The organism is Variovorax sp. J22P240 (assembly GCF_030316855.1).
In the GTDB taxonomy this organism is placed as follows: Bacteria; Pseudomonadota; Gammaproteobacteria; order Burkholderiales; family Burkholderiaceae_C; genus Variovorax.
In genome coordinates this window covers 1-17412 of record NZ_JASZYR010000018.1, presented here as the reverse complement: position 1 = coordinate 17412, position 17412 = coordinate 1, and the positions used below count along the sequence as shown (strand labels likewise).

The 17412-nt window shown below is 65.9% G+C and carries 14 protein-coding genes and 1 pseudogene; 9 read left to right on the top strand and 6 right to left on the bottom strand.

The window, feature by feature from the left end; translation table 11 throughout:
- Position 1 precedes the first annotated feature (1 nt).
- A complete protein-coding gene (locus QTI24_RS27385; protein WP_286604712.1) occupies positions 2 to 1201 on the bottom strand; it encodes an acyl-CoA dehydrogenase in 1200 nt (399 codons plus the stop codon).
- A gap of 177 nt (positions 1202 to 1378) precedes the next feature.
- Here QTI24_RS27385 and QTI24_RS27380 point away from each other — a divergent pair, with 177 nt between their 5' ends.
- Positions 1379 to 2371, top strand: a complete 993-nt coding sequence (locus QTI24_RS27380) for a LysR substrate-binding domain-containing protein (RefSeq protein WP_286604710.1) — start codon at positions 1379 to 1381, stop codon at positions 2369 to 2371.
- 49 nt (positions 2372 to 2420) lie between these two features.
- Here the strand turns inward: QTI24_RS27380 and QTI24_RS27375 are convergent.
- A pseudogene (locus QTI24_RS27375) lies at positions 2421 to 2993 on the bottom strand (TetR/AcrR family transcriptional regulator); the annotation flags it as partial.
- 104 nt (positions 2994 to 3097) lie between these two features.
- On the opposite strand from QTI24_RS27375, the gene QTI24_RS27370 reads away from it, so the two are divergent.
- From QTI24_RS27370 to QTI24_RS27335, 8 genes are all read left to right on the top strand, one after another.
- The gene (locus QTI24_RS27370) at positions 3098 to 4123 is read left to right on the top strand and encodes an HlyD family secretion protein (RefSeq protein ID WP_286604708.1); all 1026 of its coding nucleotides are present in this window, start codon (positions 3098 to 3100) and stop codon (positions 4121 to 4123) included.
- The gene (locus tag QTI24_RS27365) at positions 4123 to 5904 is read left to right on the top strand and encodes an ATP-binding cassette domain-containing protein (protein ID WP_286604706.1); all 1782 of its coding nucleotides are present in this window, start codon (positions 4123 to 4125) and stop codon (positions 5902 to 5904) included. The genes QTI24_RS27370 and QTI24_RS27365 overlap by 1 nt, the downstream gene beginning before the upstream one ends.
- Positions 5901 to 7055, top strand: coding sequence for an ABC transporter permease (locus QTI24_RS27360; protein ID WP_286604705.1), 1155 nt, complete (start codon positions 5901 to 5903; stop codon positions 7053 to 7055). The genes QTI24_RS27365 and QTI24_RS27360 overlap by 4 nt, the downstream gene beginning before the upstream one ends.
- A 5-nt stretch (positions 7056 to 7060) precedes the next feature.
- Positions 7061 to 8191: an ABC transporter permease gene (locus QTI24_RS27355; RefSeq protein WP_286604704.1), complete on the top strand. Its 1131-nt coding sequence runs from the start codon at positions 7061 to 7063 to the stop codon at positions 8189 to 8191.
- Positions 8192 to 8215: 24 nt separating this feature from the next.
- Complete coding sequence (locus QTI24_RS27350) at positions 8216 to 9727, top strand: efflux transporter outer membrane subunit (RefSeq protein WP_286604702.1); 1512 nt, start codon at positions 8216 to 8218, stop codon at positions 9725 to 9727.
- Positions 9728 to 10181: 454 nt separating this feature from the next.
- Positions 10182 to 10631: an Ohr family peroxiredoxin gene (locus QTI24_RS27345; RefSeq protein ID WP_286604701.1), complete on the top strand. Its 450-nt coding sequence runs from the start codon at positions 10182 to 10184 to the stop codon at positions 10629 to 10631.
- A 179-nt stretch (positions 10632 to 10810) separates the two neighbouring features.
- On the top strand, positions 10811 to 11278 hold the full coding sequence (locus QTI24_RS27340; RefSeq protein WP_286604699.1) for a MarR family winged helix-turn-helix transcriptional regulator: 468 nt from the start codon (positions 10811 to 10813) through the stop codon (positions 11276 to 11278).
- A gap of 216 nt (positions 11279 to 11494) precedes the next feature.
- Positions 11495 to 12226: an oxygen-binding di-iron domain-containing protein gene (locus tag QTI24_RS27335; protein ID WP_286604698.1), complete on the top strand. Its 732-nt coding sequence runs from the start codon at positions 11495 to 11497 to the stop codon at positions 12224 to 12226.
- 16 nt (positions 12227 to 12242) lie between these two features.
- Here QTI24_RS27335 and kdpC read toward each other — a convergent pair whose 3' ends face one another.
- The 4 genes from kdpC to kdpF all read right to left on the bottom strand — a co-directional run bounded on the left by kdpC (position 12243) and on the right by kdpF (position 16942).
- Entirely contained in the window at positions 12243 to 12821 is a 579-nt protein-coding gene (kdpC, locus tag QTI24_RS27330; protein ID WP_286604697.1) for a potassium-transporting ATPase subunit KdpC, read from the bottom strand.
- 11 nt (positions 12822 to 12832) lie between these two features.
- Positions 12833 to 14926 carry a potassium-transporting ATPase subunit KdpB gene (gene kdpB, locus QTI24_RS27325; RefSeq protein WP_286604696.1) on the bottom strand — a complete coding sequence of 698 codons (2094 nt, stop codon included), beginning with the start codon at positions 14924 to 14926 and terminating at the stop codon, positions 12833 to 12835.
- A gap of 110 nt (positions 14927 to 15036) precedes the next feature.
- Positions 15037 to 16842, bottom strand: a complete 1806-nt coding sequence (gene kdpA / locus QTI24_RS27320) for a potassium-transporting ATPase subunit KdpA (RefSeq protein WP_286604694.1) — start codon at positions 16840 to 16842, stop codon at positions 15037 to 15039.
- 1 nt (position 16843) lies between these two features.
- Positions 16844 to 16942: a K(+)-transporting ATPase subunit F gene (gene kdpF, locus QTI24_RS27315; protein WP_286604693.1), complete on the bottom strand. Its 99-nt coding sequence runs from the start codon at positions 16940 to 16942 to the stop codon at positions 16844 to 16846.
- Between the last annotated feature and the right edge of the window lie 470 nt (positions 16943 to 17412).

Genomic DNA, 17412 nt, shown 5'->3' with positions numbered 1-17412 from the left:
GTCAGTTGGCAAAGGCAGCGATGCCGGTCTGGGCGCGGCCCAGGATCAGCGCATGGATGTCGTGCGTGCCTTCGTAGGTGTTCACGACTTCGAGGTTGACCAGGTGGCGCGCCACGCCGAATTCGTCGCTGATGCCGTTGCCGCCCATCATGTCTCGGGCCAGGCGTGCGATGTCGAGCGCCTTGCCGCAGGAATTGCGCTTGAGCAGCGAGGTCACTTCGACCGAGGCCGTGCCTTCGTCCTTCATGCGGCCGAGGCGCAGGCAGCCCTGCAGACCCAGCGTGATCTCGGTCTGCATGTCGGCCAGCTTCTTCTGGATGAGCTGGTTGGCGGCGAGCGGGCGGCCGAATTGCTTGCGGTCCAGCGTGTACTGGCGAGCACGGTGCCAGCAGTCCTCGGCGGCGCCGAGCGCGCCCCATGAGATGCCGTAGCGGGCGCTGTTGAGGCAGGTGAACGGACCCTTGAGGCCCTGCACTTCGGGGAAAGCGTTCTCTTCCGGGCAGAACACGTTGTCCATGACGATCTCGCCGGTGATCGAGGCACGCAGCCCGACTTTGCCGTGGATCGCGGGCGCGCTCAGGCCCTTGGCGCCTTTTTCGAGCACGAAGCCGCGGATCGGACCGACGGCGCCGCTCTCGCTGACTTCCTTGGCCCACACGACGAACACGTCGGCGATCGGGCTGTTGCTGATCCACATCTTGGCGCCGGTGAGCGAGTAGCCGCCGGGCACCTTCTTGGCACGCGTGACCATGCTGCCGGGGTCGGAACCATGGTCGGGTTCGGTGAGGCCGAAGCAGCCGATCCACTCGCCGGTGGCGAGCTTGGGCAGGTATTTCTGCTTCTGCGCTTCGGTGCCGAATTCGTAGATCGGCACCATCACGAGCGAGCTTTGCACGCTGGCCATGGAGCGATAGCCGGAATCGACGCGCTCGACTTCACGGGCGATCAGGCCGTAGCAGACGTAGTTGAGGCCCGGGCCGCCGTATTGCTCGGGGATGGTCGGGCCGAGGAGACCCAGCGCGCCCATCTCGCGGAAGATGGCCGGATCGGTTTCGCCGTTGCGGAAGCCATCGAGCACACGCGGTGCGAGGCGCTCCTGGCAGTAGGCATTGGCGGCATCGCGCACCATGCGCTCGTCGTCGGTGAGCTGCTGGTCGAGGAGGAGGGGGTCGTCCCAATGAAATGCGGCGTGCTTGGCCATGTGATGTCTCCGAGGGTGTGGAAGTGCTGAGGTTGGGCGTGATCGTAAGCGCGCGGGGTGACGAGCGCAAACGACGATTCCACACCCAGTTATGCGTTTTACTCACATCAAGACACAATGTTGCGTCGTCACTCCATAGGCGGGCTTCGATCATCAACTATGTAGGCTCCGCATACCATGCGCCGCAAGATCCCTTCCACGCAGGCCTTGATCTGTTTCGAGGCCGCCGCCCGCCACGAGAGCTACACGCGCGCCGCGCAGGAACTGGCGCTGACGCAAAGCGCCGTGTCGCGCCAGATCACCGCCCTGGAGGATTTCCTCGGCATGGCGCTCTTCCGCCGAACCCGCCACGGCGTGGCGCTCACGCCGGCCGGCGCGGACTACGCCCGCCAGATCGCGCGGCAGCTCGACACCATGGAGCGCGACACGCTCGACGCCATGGCGCGGCAAGGCCAGGGCGGCTCGCTCCAGCTCGCGGCGGTGCCGACCTTCGCGACGCGCTGGCTGATCCCACGGCTGCCGGATTTCGCGACGAAGCACCCGGACATCACGGTGCACATCGAGACGCGGACGCGGCCTTTCCTGTTCAACGACACGACCTTCGACGCCGCGCTCTATGCCGGCACCGCTGCGCAGACGGCCAACTGGGCCGGCACGCAATCCACGGTGCTGCTCAATGAGGATGTGGTGCCGGTCTGCAGCCCCGCCCTGCTCACTGGCCGAAAGCCGCTGTCACCCGCGGCGGTGACGCGGATGCCGCTGCTGCAGCAGAGCACGCGGCCCGACGGTTGGCGCCAGTGGTTCGACGCGCAGCGCGTGGATTCGGCGCGGGCCCACAGCGGACCACGCTACGAGCTGTTCTCGATGCTGGCGATTGCGGCTGCGCACGGGCTGGGCGTGGCCTTGATGCCGAGCATGTTGATCGAGGCGGAACTCGCGCGAGGTGAACTCGTGATTGCCTGCGACCGGCCGCTGCGCGGCGAGCGGAGCTACTACCTGGTGACGCCCGCGACCCACGACGAGCGCCCGGCACTCACGCTTTTTCGCGCTTGGTTGCTAGCGCAGGCGGGCGCGCCAGGCTCGTCTGCTTCTTCCCCGTCTTCTCAGCCTTCTTCTCAGGCCGCTGGGCGCTCGCCATCGCGTCCAGCCCCGCCATCACGTAGCGCATAAGTTCATCCGCCAGCCCATCGCTGTCGCGCGCGATGGCCGGTAGCAGCTTGGCCGGCACATCCTTCGGGACGATCATGATCGCCAGGCAAGGCAAGAGCGCGAAGATCAGCCCGCGCTGAACGGTGGGATGCTCCGGCGGCAGCCCCATCGCGCCGCTCACGAGACCGAGCATGAACTGCGACTTGGGGCGCACCGCCTTCTCGATCAGTGCGGGCATCGCGGCCGAAGGCGTCATCACCTCGCGCAGTACCACGCGGAACCCCCACGGCGCGCCCGCGCGCGTCGCCAGCCGCACGAGTTGCGTTAGCACGGTGCGCAGCTTCAGCTTGGGGTCTTCGATGGCTTCCACCAGCTTCATCAGGTCGTCGAGCCCGATGACTTGCTGGTGCGCGGCGATGAGCACAGCCTCGTACAAACCGCCTCGGCTGCCGAAGTGGTAATTGACCGACGCCAGCGGCATGCCGGCGCGTTCGCAGATTTCCTTGCTGGTCGCTTCGGCGTAGCCGCGCTCGGCGAAGACCTGTCCCGCCGTCTCGATCAGCGTCAGCCGCGTGGCATCGCCGTCAGGGCGCGAGGCGCGCCTGGCGGGTGCGGTGGATCTCTTCTTCGCGGTCGCTGGCATCTGTTAACCCTGGAAACAAAGTGGCAGTTTGAATTTAAATTCAAATTCGATATCATCAGTCTACTTCATCGACAACGCATCGTCACCTCGACACGCAAGAGACCATGAACAAGAAGCCGATCATCCTGGGCGCCATCGTTCTCCTGGCGGGTGCCGCCTTCGCGGCGTGGTACTTCAACCGACAACCCGCCGACGCGCACAGCCTCGTGCTCTACGGCAACGTCGATCTGCGGCAAGTGTCCCTGGCCTTCAACGGCAGCGAGCGCATCGGCAAGCTCCACGTGCAGGAAGGCGACCGCGTGAAGGCCGGCCAGGTGCTCGGCGAACTGGACACCCGCACCCTGCAACTGCAAGCCGCGCAGGCCGAAGCGCAGATCGCCGTGCAGACGCAAGCGCTGCAGCGCCTGAAGAGCGGCAGCCGCCCGGAGGAAGTCGCGCAGTCACGCGCGCAGGTCGCCGCCGCCGCGGCGGATGCCGAACTGGCCCGCCAGCAACTGGAGCGTCTGCAATCCATCCGACAGACCACCGTCGGCCGTGCGGTCAGCCAGCAGGACATCGACGCCGCCCAGGCGCGCCAGAAGGTGGCGCAGGCGCAACTCGAGAACGTACGCAAGGCGCAGCAGCTCGTGGTGACCGGGCCGCGCAAGGAAGACATCGCGCAGGCGCAGGCGCAGCTCGATGTCGCGACCGCGGCGCTGGCCGTCCTCAGGCACCAGCTGCAGGAAGCGCAGCTCAAGGCGCCCATCGATGCGGTCGTCCGCGCGCGTCTGATGGAACCGGGCGACATGGCGTCGCCGCAGCGGCCGGTGTTCACGCTCGCGATCACCGATCCCAAATGGGTGCGCGCCTACGTGACCGAAGGCGATCTCGGCCACGTCAAGCCCGGCATGCCCGCGACGCTGAGCACCGACAGCCATCCAGGACAGCCCTTGCAAGGCAAGGTCGGCTACATCTCCTCGGTCGCCGAGTTCACGCCCAAGACCGTGCAGACCGAGGAACTGCGCAGCAGCCTTGTCTACGAGATCCGCGTGCTGGCCGACGACCCCGAGGACCGGCTGCGCCTCGGCATGCCGGTGACGGTGCGGATCGCGCTCAACGGCAATGCAGCGACGGCGGGGGGCAAGCCCTGATGGACCACCCCGCGCCGGCGCTCGCGGGCCGCGGCCTGCACAAGCGCTTCCAGGTCAAGGCTGCGATGGACGTGGTTCGCGCGCTCGACGACGTGTCGCTCGAAGTGCCGTCCGGAACGCTCACCGCGCTGGTGGGTCCCGACGGCGCCGGCAAGACCACGCTGCTGCGCCTGGCCGCCGGCCTGATGCGCGCCGACGAGGGCTCACTGACGGTGCTGGGCATCGACGTCGCAAAAGACCCCCAGTCGGTGCAGGACCGCATCAGCTACATGCCGCAGCGCTTCGGCCTCTACGAAGACCTGAGCGTGCAGGAGAACCTCGATCTCTACGCCGACCTGCACGGCGTGGGCAAGGCCGAGCGGCGCGAGCGCTACGCCCGCCTGATGGAGATGACCGACCTGGGCCGCTTCACGTCGCGGCCGGCCGGCAAACTCTCCGGCGGCATGAAGCAGAAGCTCGGCCTGGCCTGCACGCTGGTGCGCTCGCCCGCGCTGCTGCTGCTCGACGAGCCGACGGTCGGCGTCGATCCACTGTCGCGGCGCGAGTTGTGGGAGATCGTGCAACAGTTGGTCGACGACGAGCATCTGTCGGTGATCGTCAGCACGGCCTATCTGGACGAGGCCGAGCGTTGCGCGCAGGTCTTCGTGCTGCACGACGGCAAGCTGATCGCGCAAGGCGCGCCCGCCGGGATCCGAGACAACGCGACGAATCTCTGCTTCGTCACGACACCCCCCAAAGGCACCGCGCCGCGCACCTTGCAGGCACGGTTGCTGGACGCACCCGAGGCGATCATCGATGCGGTGCCGCAAGGCGGCGAGGTGCGCTTCATCCGGCGGCCCGATGCGGATGCCGCGGCCGTCACCGCCCTGCTCGACGGCGCGCCCTCCGAGCCGGTGTCGGCGCGGCTGGAGGACGGCTTCATGGTGCTGCTGCGCGCGAAGCAGTCTTCAGCAAAGGCGGCCGCCGTTCCATCTGAAGCCTCTGCGTCCGGCGACAACTCCGACGAGGTCGTCATCGAGGTGAAGGACCTCGTGCGCAAGTTCGGCGATTTCACCGCCGTCGCAAGCACCAGCTTCGACGTACGGCGCGGCGAGATCTTCGGCCTGCTCGGCCCCAATGGCGCCGGAAAGACCACCACCTTCCGAATGCTCTGCGGACTGCTGCCGGCCAGCAGCGGCTTCCTGCAGGTGGCCGGCGTCAACTTGCGCACCGCCCGCGCGCAGGCTCGCGCCCGCATCGGCTACGTCTCGCAGAAGTTCGCGCTCTACGGCAATCTCTCCGTCTCGGAGAACCTGCAGTTCTTCGGCGGCGCCTACGGCCTGCGCGGGCAGCGCCTTCGCGATCGCATGCAGACGGTGCTTCAGCAGTTCGACCTGCTCGGCCAGGAGAACGCCACCAGCGGCCAGTTGCCCGGTGGCTTCAAGCAACGCCTGGCGATGGCGACCGGCCTGCTCCACGAGCCGGAGATCCTCTTTCTCGACGAACCCACCAGCGGCACCGATCCGCTCGCGCGGCGCGAGTTCTGGCGTCGAATCACCGCGCTGGCCGCAGCGGGCGTGACGGTCATCATCACCACGCACTTCATGGAAGAGGCAGAGTACTGCGACCGCATCGTGATCCAGGATGCAGGCAAGCTGCTCGCCATCGGCACGCCGCAGCAAGTCCGCGTGCAGGCCGGCAGCGCACCGGACAGCCGCCTCAGCATGGAGGAGGCCTTCATCGACATCGTCACGCAGGCGCGCGATGCCGCCCACGCACCCGCAACCGAGGCGGCCGCATGAGCGCGCCAGCGCAGGCCCCCGCGACGCACAGCCGCTTCTGGCCCCGGCTGATCGCGCTCACACGCAAGGAGACGCGGCAACTCCTGCGCGACCCGAGCAGCCTGGCGATCGGCATCTTGCTGCCGATCATCCTGATCCTCATCTTCGGCTACGGCCTCTCGCTCGACGTGAAGAACGCGCCGATGGCCGTCGTCCTCGAAGACACCTCGCCCACCGCCGTGCAGGCCGTCTCGGGCCTGCAGCTCACGCCCTACATCTCGCCCGTGATGCTGACCTCGATGCGCGAGGCCGAGACGCTCATGCACCAGCGCAAGGTCGATGGCATCGTGCGCGTGCCGGGCGACTTCTCGCGCCGGCTCGCGGCCGGCAATGCCAGCATCCAGGTGATCGTGCATGGCGCGGATGCGAACAAGGCCGGCATCGTGCTGCGCTACGCGAGCGGCGCCCTCGCGCAGAACCCGTTGCGGATGGCCGACCAGGGTGCCGGCACCACCTCCGGCGTCGGCTCGGTCACCATCGAGCAGCGGCTGTGGTTCAACAGCGCCAACACCAGCACCTGGTACCTGGTGCCGGGGCTGATCGTGCTCATCATGACGCTGGTCGGCGCCTTTCTCACCGCGCTCGTGATGGCGCGCGAATGGGAGCGCGGCACGCTGGAGGCGCTGTTCGTCACGCCCGTGCGGCCGGTGGAGATCTTGCTGGCGAAGATCATTCCCTACTTCGGCATCGGCATGATCGGACTGCTTCTGTGCCTCGTCGCTGCGCGCTTCCTGTTCGAGGTGCCGATGTACGGATCGCTCGCCGTCATCGTCGTCAGCGCCATGCTCTACCTGCTGGTCGCGGTGGGCGTGGGGCTCGTCATCTCCTCCGTCACGCGCAACCAGTTCCTGGCGAGCCAGGTGGCGCTGATTTCGAGCTTCCTGCCGTCGCTGATGCTGTCGGGCTTTCTGTTCGACCTGCGCAACGTGCCGACCGTCGTTCGCGTCGTGGGGCAGGCGCTGCCGGCGACCTACTTCATGGAGCTGGTCCGCACTCTCTTCCTCGCGGGCAACGTGTGGCCGCTGATCTTCAGGAACTGCGCGATCCTGATGCTCTACGCGGTGGTGTTGCTCGGTGTCGCGCGCCTTGTCACCCGCAAAAGGCTGGACTGAAGATCATGAATGGCTCATTGCTCGACTTCGTGCGACGCGTCGCCAACCTCTGCCACAAGGAGCTGCTGGCGATCCTCAAGGATCCATCCAGCCGCGTCATCCTGATCGTGCCGGCGCTGATGCAGAGCCTGCTCTTCGGCTATGCCGCCACCTACGACCTGAGCCACGTCGACTACGCGCTGCTCGACCAGAGCCGCAGCGGGGCATCGACCACGCTCATCGCCAAGCTCGACGGCACCGGCGTTTTCCACCGCGCCGCGACGCTCACCTCACCGAACGAGATCGCGCCCATCGTCAATGCGCAGGACGCGCTGGTCGTGATCCAGATCGGGCCGCAGTTCGAGCGGCAGCTCAACGCGGGCGAGCAGGCGCCCATCCAGGTCATCGTCGATGCGCGCAACTCCAACACCGCGGGCTCGGCGGCGGGCTTCGTCAACTCCGTCGTAACCGCCTTCAACGACGAATGGCGCCAGAAGCACGGCGGCCTCAAGGCGCCCGTCTCGATCGAATCGCGCGCGTGGTTCAACCCGAATCTGGAGACGCGCTGGAATTTCATGCCCGGCATGATCGCCGCGCTCAGCATGATCCAGACCCTGTTGCTGACCGCACTCTCCGTGGCGCGCGAGCGCGAGCAAGGCACCTTCGACCAGTTGCTCGTGACGCCGCTGTCGCCCACCGAGATCATGATCGGCAAGGCCATCCCGCCGGTGATGATCGGGCTGGTGCAATCCACGCTCGTGCTGCTCATCACGCTGCTGTGGTTCAGGGTGCCGATGGCGGGCTCCCTCGTCACCCTCTACATCGGGCTCTCGTTCTTCACCATCGCGAGCGTGGGCATCGGGCTCTCGATCTCGGCCGTTTCGGCGAACATGCAGCAGGCAATGCTCTACACCTTCGTGCTGATCATGCCGATGATGCTGCTGTCGGGCCTGACCACACCGGTGAGCAACATGCCGCGCGTACTGCAGATCGCCACCATGGCGAATCCGCTGCGCTTCGCCATCGACCTGGTGCAGCGCGTCTATCTCGAAGGGGTGGGACTGCTCACGGTATGGCACAACCTCATTCCGCTTTTCATCATTGCGGCCATCACGCTGCCGCTCGCCGCCTGGCTCTTCCGCCACAGGCTCGTCTGAAGCCCCGCACCTGGAGGACATGACATGAAGACACCCTCGTTCCCACTCAACGCCATGGCCGCACTCGCGATGCTGGCGATCGCCACGCTGTCCGGTTGCGCTGTCGGCCCCGATTTCAAGCCCGAAGCGCCCGAGGCGCCCGCCAGCTTCTCCACATGGCACAGCGGCTCGCCGGAATTGATCGACCCGGAGCTCGCCAAACCGGCTGCCTCAGCACCACCGCAGAGCTGGTCGATGTTCGGCGACCCGGTACTCGACGCGCTGGAGGCCAAGGCGCTCGCCGCCAACCAGGACCTGCAGACCGCTGCCCTGCGCTTCGCCCAGAGCCGCGCGCAGCTCGCGGTGGTCAATTCGCAGAAGAGCGTCCAGGTCAACGCCAGCGCCGGGGCGATGCGGCTGCGAGAGAGCGAGGACGGCGAGATGACGCGACTGCTCGGCGCGCTGAACCCGGCCAACCGCGACGAGTTGATCCGGGTGCTGAGCGATCCGCACAACTTCTATCAGGCCGGCTTCGATGCCTCGTGGGAAATCGACCTCTGGGGCCGCGTGCGCCGCTCCGTCGAAGCCGCCGATGCCAACGTCGCCGCGTCGAAGGCCATGCTCGCGCAAGTGCAGCTCAGCGTGCAAGCCGAAGTGGCACGGCACTACTTCGACCTGCGCGCGGTGCAGCGCCAGATCCGGCTCACGCGGCAAGACATTGCGGCGGCCGAAGAGACGCTGGAACTGGTCAAGGCCCGCGCCGACGGCGGCCTCACCACCGACCTCGACGTCACGCGCCAGAACGCACAGGCCGCCGACCTCCGCGCGCGCTTGCCGCAACTGTTGGTGCAGGAGGCGCAGGCCATCAACCAGCTCACCCTTCTCATCGCCGAGCGGCCCGGTGCGCTCCAGGCGCAGCTCGCGCCGCTGCCCGACACGGCGGCAGCGCCCCCGCTGCCCGATCTGTCGCTGGGCTTGCCCTCGGAGGTAGCGCTGCGCCGGCCCGACATCCAGATGGCGCAGGCGCGGCTGCACGAGGCCACCGCGACCATCGGCGTGGCCGTGGCCGACCTCTATCCGCGCATCACGCTGGGCGCGAACTTCGGCTTCGAATCGGTGAACAGCAGCAGCTTCGGCGACTGGGGTAGCCGCAAGTGGGCCATCGGTCCCAGCCTGCAGTTGCCTATCTTCGACGGAGGCCGCCGCCGCACGACCGTGAACCTGCGCGAGCTGCAGCAGCAGGAAGCCGCGGTGGCCTACCAGCAGACCGTGCTGAAAGCATGGCACGAGATCGACGACGCGCTGAACGTCTACACGGCGGAACGGCGCCGCAACGCGCAACTGGCGGTGAGGGAGCGCAGCAGCCGCGAGTCGCTGCAACTGGCGCAGGTGCGCTACGAGCACGGGCTCACCGACTTTCTGGTGCAGCTCGATGCGCAGCGGACGTGGCTGCAGGCGCAGAGGGATTACGCGGAGAGCACGAGCCGGTTGGCGATGGGGCTGGTGGCTGTGTCGAAGGCGTTGGGTGGTGCGGGGGATGTTGCGGGGAGGTCCTGACGTCGGCCGGGACAACATGGGAGCGGCCGGCTGGTCACCCAGGACATGCTCCGCGGTCGCGTTCTCTTCGTTACAAACTGCCCGGCTTCGGTCGCTTGACATTGATGCGTCGCAAGCTATGATTCCGCCATCGCATACGATTCAATCGCATACGATAACAACTCAACCGATCCAGGAGACAAATGAAGACCTTGCCAGCCAATCGGATTGTATGTATCGCATACGATTAACACGCATACGATAGCAATCGAAGCAACATCCAAACCATCGAAGGAAACTGAAATGAAGAGCTCCAACTACATCGCTACCGCCGCTGCCTCGCTTCTGGCCGCGTTCGGCGTTCTCGTGGGCGCCAGTGTGAGTGCGCCATATATATCGTACACGATGTAATCGCATCAGATTTGCAACCCTCCGTTCACCCTATCCCCCAACCGCAACCTTAAGGATCCATCCCATGAGCAAGATCGAAAAAGTCCTGATGACAGGCAAGACGAACACCACGGTCAACAACACTGCCGGCGCTTCGCGCGGCCATTACGACAGTCTCAACATCCAGCTCTCGTCGCCCGGAGCCAAGCCCGCACACGTGTTCTCGGCCATCCAGCCGCACCCCACCGCGGAACAGCTGTTCGCGGGTGCCTGGTCCGCCTGCTACACCGCTGCGATCGGGCTCGTGGCCAGGGAGAAGAAGGTGGTGCTTCCGCCCGATCTGTCCGTCGAGATCGAGGTCGACCTGGGCCAGACCGGCCAGGCCTACTTCATCCAGGCCCGGTTCCATGTTCGCTTGCCGGGCGTGGCGCAGGAAGTCGCCGAGGCCATTGCACACGGCGCGCACGACATCTGCCCGTATTCGAAGGCCACCCGGGGCAACATCGACGTGGCGCTGAACGTCCTCACGTCGTGATGCACCATGCGGCACTCGCGGTGATCGAGGGCTGATTTCCATCCCCGGCCCTGGTCCGAAGAAGCCCGCAGTTGTGTCTGCGGGCTTCTTTCGCGACTGTTGGATACCTTGCGATGAGATCGCATACGATCCACAATTCAATTCTTCTGAGACATTCGTCTCTTGACAAAAGGATGCAAATGAAATCGACAGACAAGGCGGACTCCGAGGATCTGAGGCTCTCCGATTTCCTGTGTTTTGCGGTCTATTCTGCGAACCTGGCCTTCGGCAAGACATACAAGCCTGTCCTCGATCAGCTCGGGCTTACCTATACGCAATACATCACCATCATTGCGCTATGGGAGGAAGACAATCAGACGGTCGGCGGCCTTGGCGAGAAGCTGTTTCTCGAATCGAACACCCTCACGCCGATGCTGAAGAAGCTGGAGGCGATGGGCTATCTGGAGAGGCAGCGTGACCCCGAGGACGAGCGCCAGGTGCGAGTCAAGCTGACGAAGGCCGGTCGGCGACTGCGCGAGAAGCGCATGGAATTGGGCATCAAGGATGCACCGGGCCTCGCCCCGGACGAATTCGCGCGGATGCAAAAGGCGATCGTGTCGCTGCGCAACAATCTCATCGAGTTTCAGTCGGCTGGTCCAGAGGAATAAGCGTCAGTCGTCCTCGCGAACGCCCGGCGCTTCAGCTGACCAGCGCGAGGTCAGATGACAATTATTCTTGTTTGAACATCTACCGCGTCGTGAGCGGAAGGCTGTGAATTTGCGGCTTCAGGTTCGCGCCCCTGGCGCCGGACTGCCGAATCGGAGTACCGTGACGCCCCCGGGCGACGCATCCGGTCGTCGCTCCCAACGCAGAGGAGACGCGCAATGGTCACGAATTCACAGTCGGGCACCAACGTACAGGAAATCGGGACGGGCATCTTCCGCATCAACACGCCCGCGCCGTTGCCCGACGGCAACCTGTTCAGCTTCAACCAGTACCTCGTGGTCGACGACGAGCCGTTGTTGTTCCACTCCGGGCTGCGCCAGCTCTTTCCACTGGTGAGCGAAGCCATCGCGAGCGTGATGCCCCTCGAGCGCCTGCGCTACGTTGCGTTCTCCCATGTCGAGGCCGACGAGTGCGGCGCCATCAACCTGTTCCTGGCGGCAGCGCCGCAGGCAGTGCCGGTGTGCAGCAGTGTCGCGGCCATGGTCTCGATGGGCGATCTGGCCGACCGCCCGCCGCGCGCGCTTGCCGACGGCGAGGAACTTGAGCTCGGCCACCATACGATGCGCTGGTTCGACACTCCCCATCTTCCACATGGCTGGGAATGTGGGCTGATGATGGACACGCGCACGCACACATTCTTCTGTGGCGACCTCTTCACGCAGCCGGGCAACGGCGAGAAGGCGCTCACCGATACCGACATCCTGGGCCCGAGCGAGGCGTTTCGACACCAAATGGACTACTACGCGCATGCACCGCACACGGCTGCATTGCTGGCCGGCCTTGCGCAGCAGCAACCCCGCACGCTCGCATGCATGCACGGCAGCGCATGGCAGGGCGACGGCGCATCATTGTTGCGCCAGCTTTCGGAGGCATTGTCGGAGGCGCATTGAGCCAGGGCGCGCAGCCTCAGGGAGACGGTTGCGCGTCGAGCGCAAGGTTGAGCGCCAGCACGTTGACCCGCGCCCCGCCGAGCAGGCCCCAGAGTGGCGCATCGGTGTGGTGATCGATCAATTTCTCGACCTGTCCGATCGGGAGGTTGCGCAGACGCGCCACGCGCGCCGCCTGGTAGTGCGCGGCCGCCGGGCTGATGTCCGGGTCGAGTCCGCTGGCCGAGGTCGTCACGAGATCGACCGGCACGGGCATGGTATTGCCCGGATCCGCCGCACGCAGGGCTTCGATCCGGCTCTTGACCGCATCGGCCAGCGCCGGATTCAGCGGCCCCTGGTTGGCGCCACCCGACGCACCGCCGTTGTAGGGCATGGGCGCCGTGGCCGAGGGACGGCCCCAGAAGTGCTTCGGATCGCTGAAGTTCTGACCGATGAGCGTGGAGCCAACGGTCATGCCGTCGCGCACGACCAGGCTGCCAGCGGCTTGCGCCGGGAACACGGCCTGCGCAACACCCGTCACTGCCAACGGATAGACGATGCCCGTGAGCGCGCTGAGCAGTACGAAGAGCACGAGGGCGGGACGAAGAATGTTTTTCATGGTGAAGGTTCTCAGACCAGACCGACTGCCACGAGCAGCCAGTCAATCAACTTGATGCCGACAAAAGGCACGATGAGGCCGCCGAGGCCGTAGATCGCGAGATTGCGGCGCAGCAGCGAGGCAGCACCGACGGGCCTGTAGCGCACGCCCTTCAGGGCAAGCGGGATCAGGAACACGATGATCAGCGCATTGAAGATCACCGCCGACAGGATGGCCGACGATGGGCTCGACAGCCGCATGACGTTGAGTGCGCCGAGCTGCGGATAGGTCGAGATGAAGATCGCCGGAATGATCGCGAAGTACTTCGCCACGTCGTTCGCGATCGAGAAGGTGGTGAGCGAGCCGCGCGTCATCAGGAGCGCCTTGCCGGTCTCGACCACTTCGAGCAGCTTGGTCGGGTTCGAGTCGAGGTCGACCATGTTGCCGGCCTCCTTCGCGGCCTGCGTGCCGCTGCCCATCGCGACGGCCACGTCCGCCTGCGCCAGTGCGGGTGCGTCGTTGGTGCCGTCGCCGGTCATCGCGACGAGGCGGCCGTCGGCCTGGTAGCGGCGTATCAGCGCGAGCTTGTCCTCAGGCGTGGCTTCGGCGAGGAAGTCGTCCACGCCGGCCTCGGCCGCAATGGCAGCGGCCGTGAGCTTGTTGTCGCCGGTGATCATCACGGTCTTGATACCCATGCGGCGCAGCTCGGCGAAGCGCTCCTTGATGTCGGTCTTGACGATGTCCTTGAGCTCGACGATGCCCAGCACACGCTGCCCCTCGGCCACCGCCAGCGGCGTGCTGCCGCGACGCGCCACCGCATCGGCGGCATGCAGGACTTCGGCCGGCATCGCACCGCCGATGGCTTCCACGTGCCGACGTACCGCGTCGACAGCGCCCTTGCGCAGCGCGATCGCTTCGGCGTCGAGACTGTTGGGCGCCGGCGGCAGGTTGATGCCGCTCATGCGGGTCTGCGCCGTGAAGGGCACAAAGTGGGCATCTGCTACGCCCTTGTCATCCGTGCCGCCGCGGCGGGCCAGCTCGACGATGCTGCGGCCTTCCGGCGTTTCATCGGGCAGCGACGCCAGTAGCGCGGCGCGCGCGAGGCGCTCCTGAGGAACGCCTGGCGCCGCGAGGAAGGCGCTGGCCTGGCGATTGCCATGCGTGATGGTGCCGGTCTTGTCGAGCAGCAGCACATCGACGTCGCCCGCGGCCTCGACCGCGCGGCCCGAGGTCGCGATCACGTTGGCCTGCATCATGCGGCTCATGCCGGCCACGCCGACCGCCGACAGCAGGCCGCCGATGGTGGTCGGGATCAGGCACACGAGCAGCGCGACCAGTGCGGTCAGCGACACCACCGTGCCCGTGCCCGCCGCGCCGACGCTGAACACCGAGTACGGCAGCAGCGTCGCGGTGACGACCAGGAACACCAGCGTCAGCGCCACCAGCAGGATCGTCAGCGCGATCTCGTTCGGCGTCTTCTGGCGCTTGGCCGCTTCGACCATGCCGATCATGCGATCGAGGAAGGATTCGCCCGGATTGACCGTGATGCGCACGACCAGCCAGTCCGACAGCACCCGCGTGCCGCCTGTGACGGCCGAGAAGTCGCCACCCGATTCGCGCACCACGGGCGCGGATTCGCCGGTGATGGCGCTCTCGTCGACCGAGGCCACGCCTTCGATCACTTCGCCGTCGAGCGGAATGACGTCGTGCGCCTCGACCAGCACGACGTCGCCGCGGCGCAGTTCCGGCGCCTGCAGCGGCAACCACTTGCCGCCGTGGAAGGGCTCGACCATCTTCTTGGCCCAGGTGTCCTTGCGCAGTCCGCGCAGCGAGGCCGCCTGCGCCTTGCTGCGGCCTTCGGCCAGCGCCTCGGCGAAGTTGGCGAAGAGCACGGTGAACCACAACCAGATCGAGACCGCGAGCACGAAGGCGGTTGGCATGCCTGTGTCGCCCGGGAAGCTGATCGAGTGCACCCACAACGCGGTCGTGAGGATGCTGCCGATGTAGACGATGAACATCACCGGATTGCGCCACTGCACGCGCGGGCTCAGCTTGGTGACCGACGCCCACAGCGCGGGGCGCAGCAGCGCTGCATCAAACAGTGACAGGGAAGTTTTAGTTTGCATCTCAATACCTTTCAGAAACACCGTGGAACCGGCTCCGCCGGCCCGCCGGTGTAGCCCCCTGCGAGGGGGTTGGCGAAGCGACACGAAGTGCGCGCAGCCTGGAGGTGTGCCTATTTCCAGAGCATCAGGTGTTCGACCACGGGCCCCAGGGCCAGCGCGGGCACATAGTTGAGCAAGCCCACCAGCAGCACGGTGCCGATCAGCAGGGTCACGAACAACGGGCCGTGCGTCGGCATCGTTCCCGCAGTGACCGGAATGCGCTTCTTGGCGGCGAGTGCGCCGGCGATGGCGAGCACCGGCACGATCACGCCGAAGCGGCCGAACCACATGGCGATGGCGAGCCACGCGTTGTAGAAGGGCGTGTTGGCCGACAGGCCGGCGAAGGCGCTGCCGTTGTTGTTGCCGGCCGAGGTGAACGCGTAGAGGATTTCCGAGAATCCATGTGCCCCCGGATTGGCGATGCCCGCCTTGCCCGCGTCCGCGATCACGGCGATGGCCGTGCCCGCCAGCACCAGGATGGGCGTGACCAGGATCGCGATCGATGTCAGCTTCATCTCGTGGACTTCGATCTTCTTGCCGAGGTACTCCGGCGTGCGACCGATCATCAGCCCCGCGATGAAGACCGCGAGGATCGCGAAGATCAGCATGCTGTAGAGACCCGTGCCGACGCCGCCGAAGACGACTTCACCGAGCTGCATCAACACCAGCGGCACCATGCCACCGAGCGGCGTGAAAGCGTCGTGCATCGCGTTGACGGCGCCGCAGGACGCGGCCGTCGTGACCGCCGCGAACAGGCTCGACGCGGCGATGCCGAAGCGCACTTCCTTGCCTTCCATGTTGCCGCCGGCCTGCATCGCGCTGGATGCCTGGTCCACGCCCAGTGCGCCGATCAGGGGGTTGCCGGCCTGCTCCGCGGGAATGACCACAACGACCGCGGCCACGAAGAGCACCGTCATCGCGGCCAGCACCGCCCAGCCCTGGCGCAGATCACCGACCACGCGGCCGAAGGCGAAGCACAAGGCGGCCGGAATCAGGAAGATCGCCAGCATCTGTGCGAAGTTGGTGAGAGCGGTGGGGTTCTCGTAGGGATGCGCCGAGTTGGCGTTGAAGAAGCCGCCGCCATTGGTGCCGAGCATCTTGATCGCCTCCTGCGAGGCGATGGGGCCCATGGCCAGCGTCTGCATCGTCGTGGTCGCGTCCTCCAGCAGTGGGTTGCCGGATGCATTATCCTTGATCGGCTGGCCCGCTGCGTCGAGCTTCGGCTGTTGGTAGGCCGTGGCCTCCACGGTGGTCACGGTCTTGTAAGCGTCGAAGTTCTGGATCACGCCCTGGCTCGCGAAGAAGATCGCGATCACGAAGGAGATCGGCAGCAGCAGCCACGCGGTGATACGCGTGACGTCGACCCAGAAGTTGCCGACGAGTCCCTTGCCGTCCGTGCTGCGCGCCGCGAAGCCGCGCGCCAGCGCGAACGCGACCGCGATGCCGGTCGCGCCGGACAGGAAGTTCTGCACCGTGAGCCCGAGCATCTGCGTGAGATAGCTCATCGTCGATTCGCCGGCATAGCCCTGCCAGTTGGTGTTGGAGACGAAGCTCACAGCAGTGTTGAAAGCCGAATCCGGTGACACCGCCGACATGCCCGCGGGGTTGAGCGGCAGCAGCGATTGCAGCCGCTGCAGGCCGTAGACGGCCAACGCGCCGATCGCGTTGAATGCGAGCAGTGCCAGGGCATAGCTGCGCCAGTGCATTGGGCTGTCCGGTGATGCGCCCGCGAGCTTGAAGATGGGCGATTCGACACGCTGCATCCAGCGCGGCAGGCGCCCTTCGCACAGGACGGCGAGGTACCGGCCAAGCGGCCAGGCCATGAGGCCCAGCACAACGAGGAAGAGGGCCAGCAGGCCCCAGGCAGAGGCGCTCATTTCAGAACTCCTCCGCGCAGATCAGCGCGAACACAAGGTAAGCGAACAGGATCACGGCGATGAGCCCGCCGAACCCGTAGAGGATTTCGAGGCCGATCACGAACGCTCTCCCTGGGGTGTGGCGAGCTTGAAGAGCCCGACCACCATTCCGGCCATGACGACCCACATCGCCGCCAAGCCAGCAATACACACGATGTCCATTCTTCACTCCTGCAAAAGCAATCCTGAAAGTCTCCGCGCGGCTGCGTAAAAACAGGGGATAGAGTGAAGTGAGAGGCGTAAAGAAGTCGTAAATGCCCAGCTGCCGACGCCAAAGAAAAGGCATTTGCCTTGTGCTTCAGTCGACTGCGAAGAGATCGATTCTTTATGCGCGGCCGTCGGATTTTTGCGTGCTCTTTACGAGCGCAACCATACGCTCTCGCCTCCTCCCATCGCTCTTCAAACATGAAACACGCATTTGAAAGAAAACTGATCGCGGCGTCTCTGATCGCCATGCCGATGCTCGCTGGCGCGCAGACTGCCGAGCCGCCGAACCTCACGGGCAACGTGGCGCTGACCACCAATTACAAG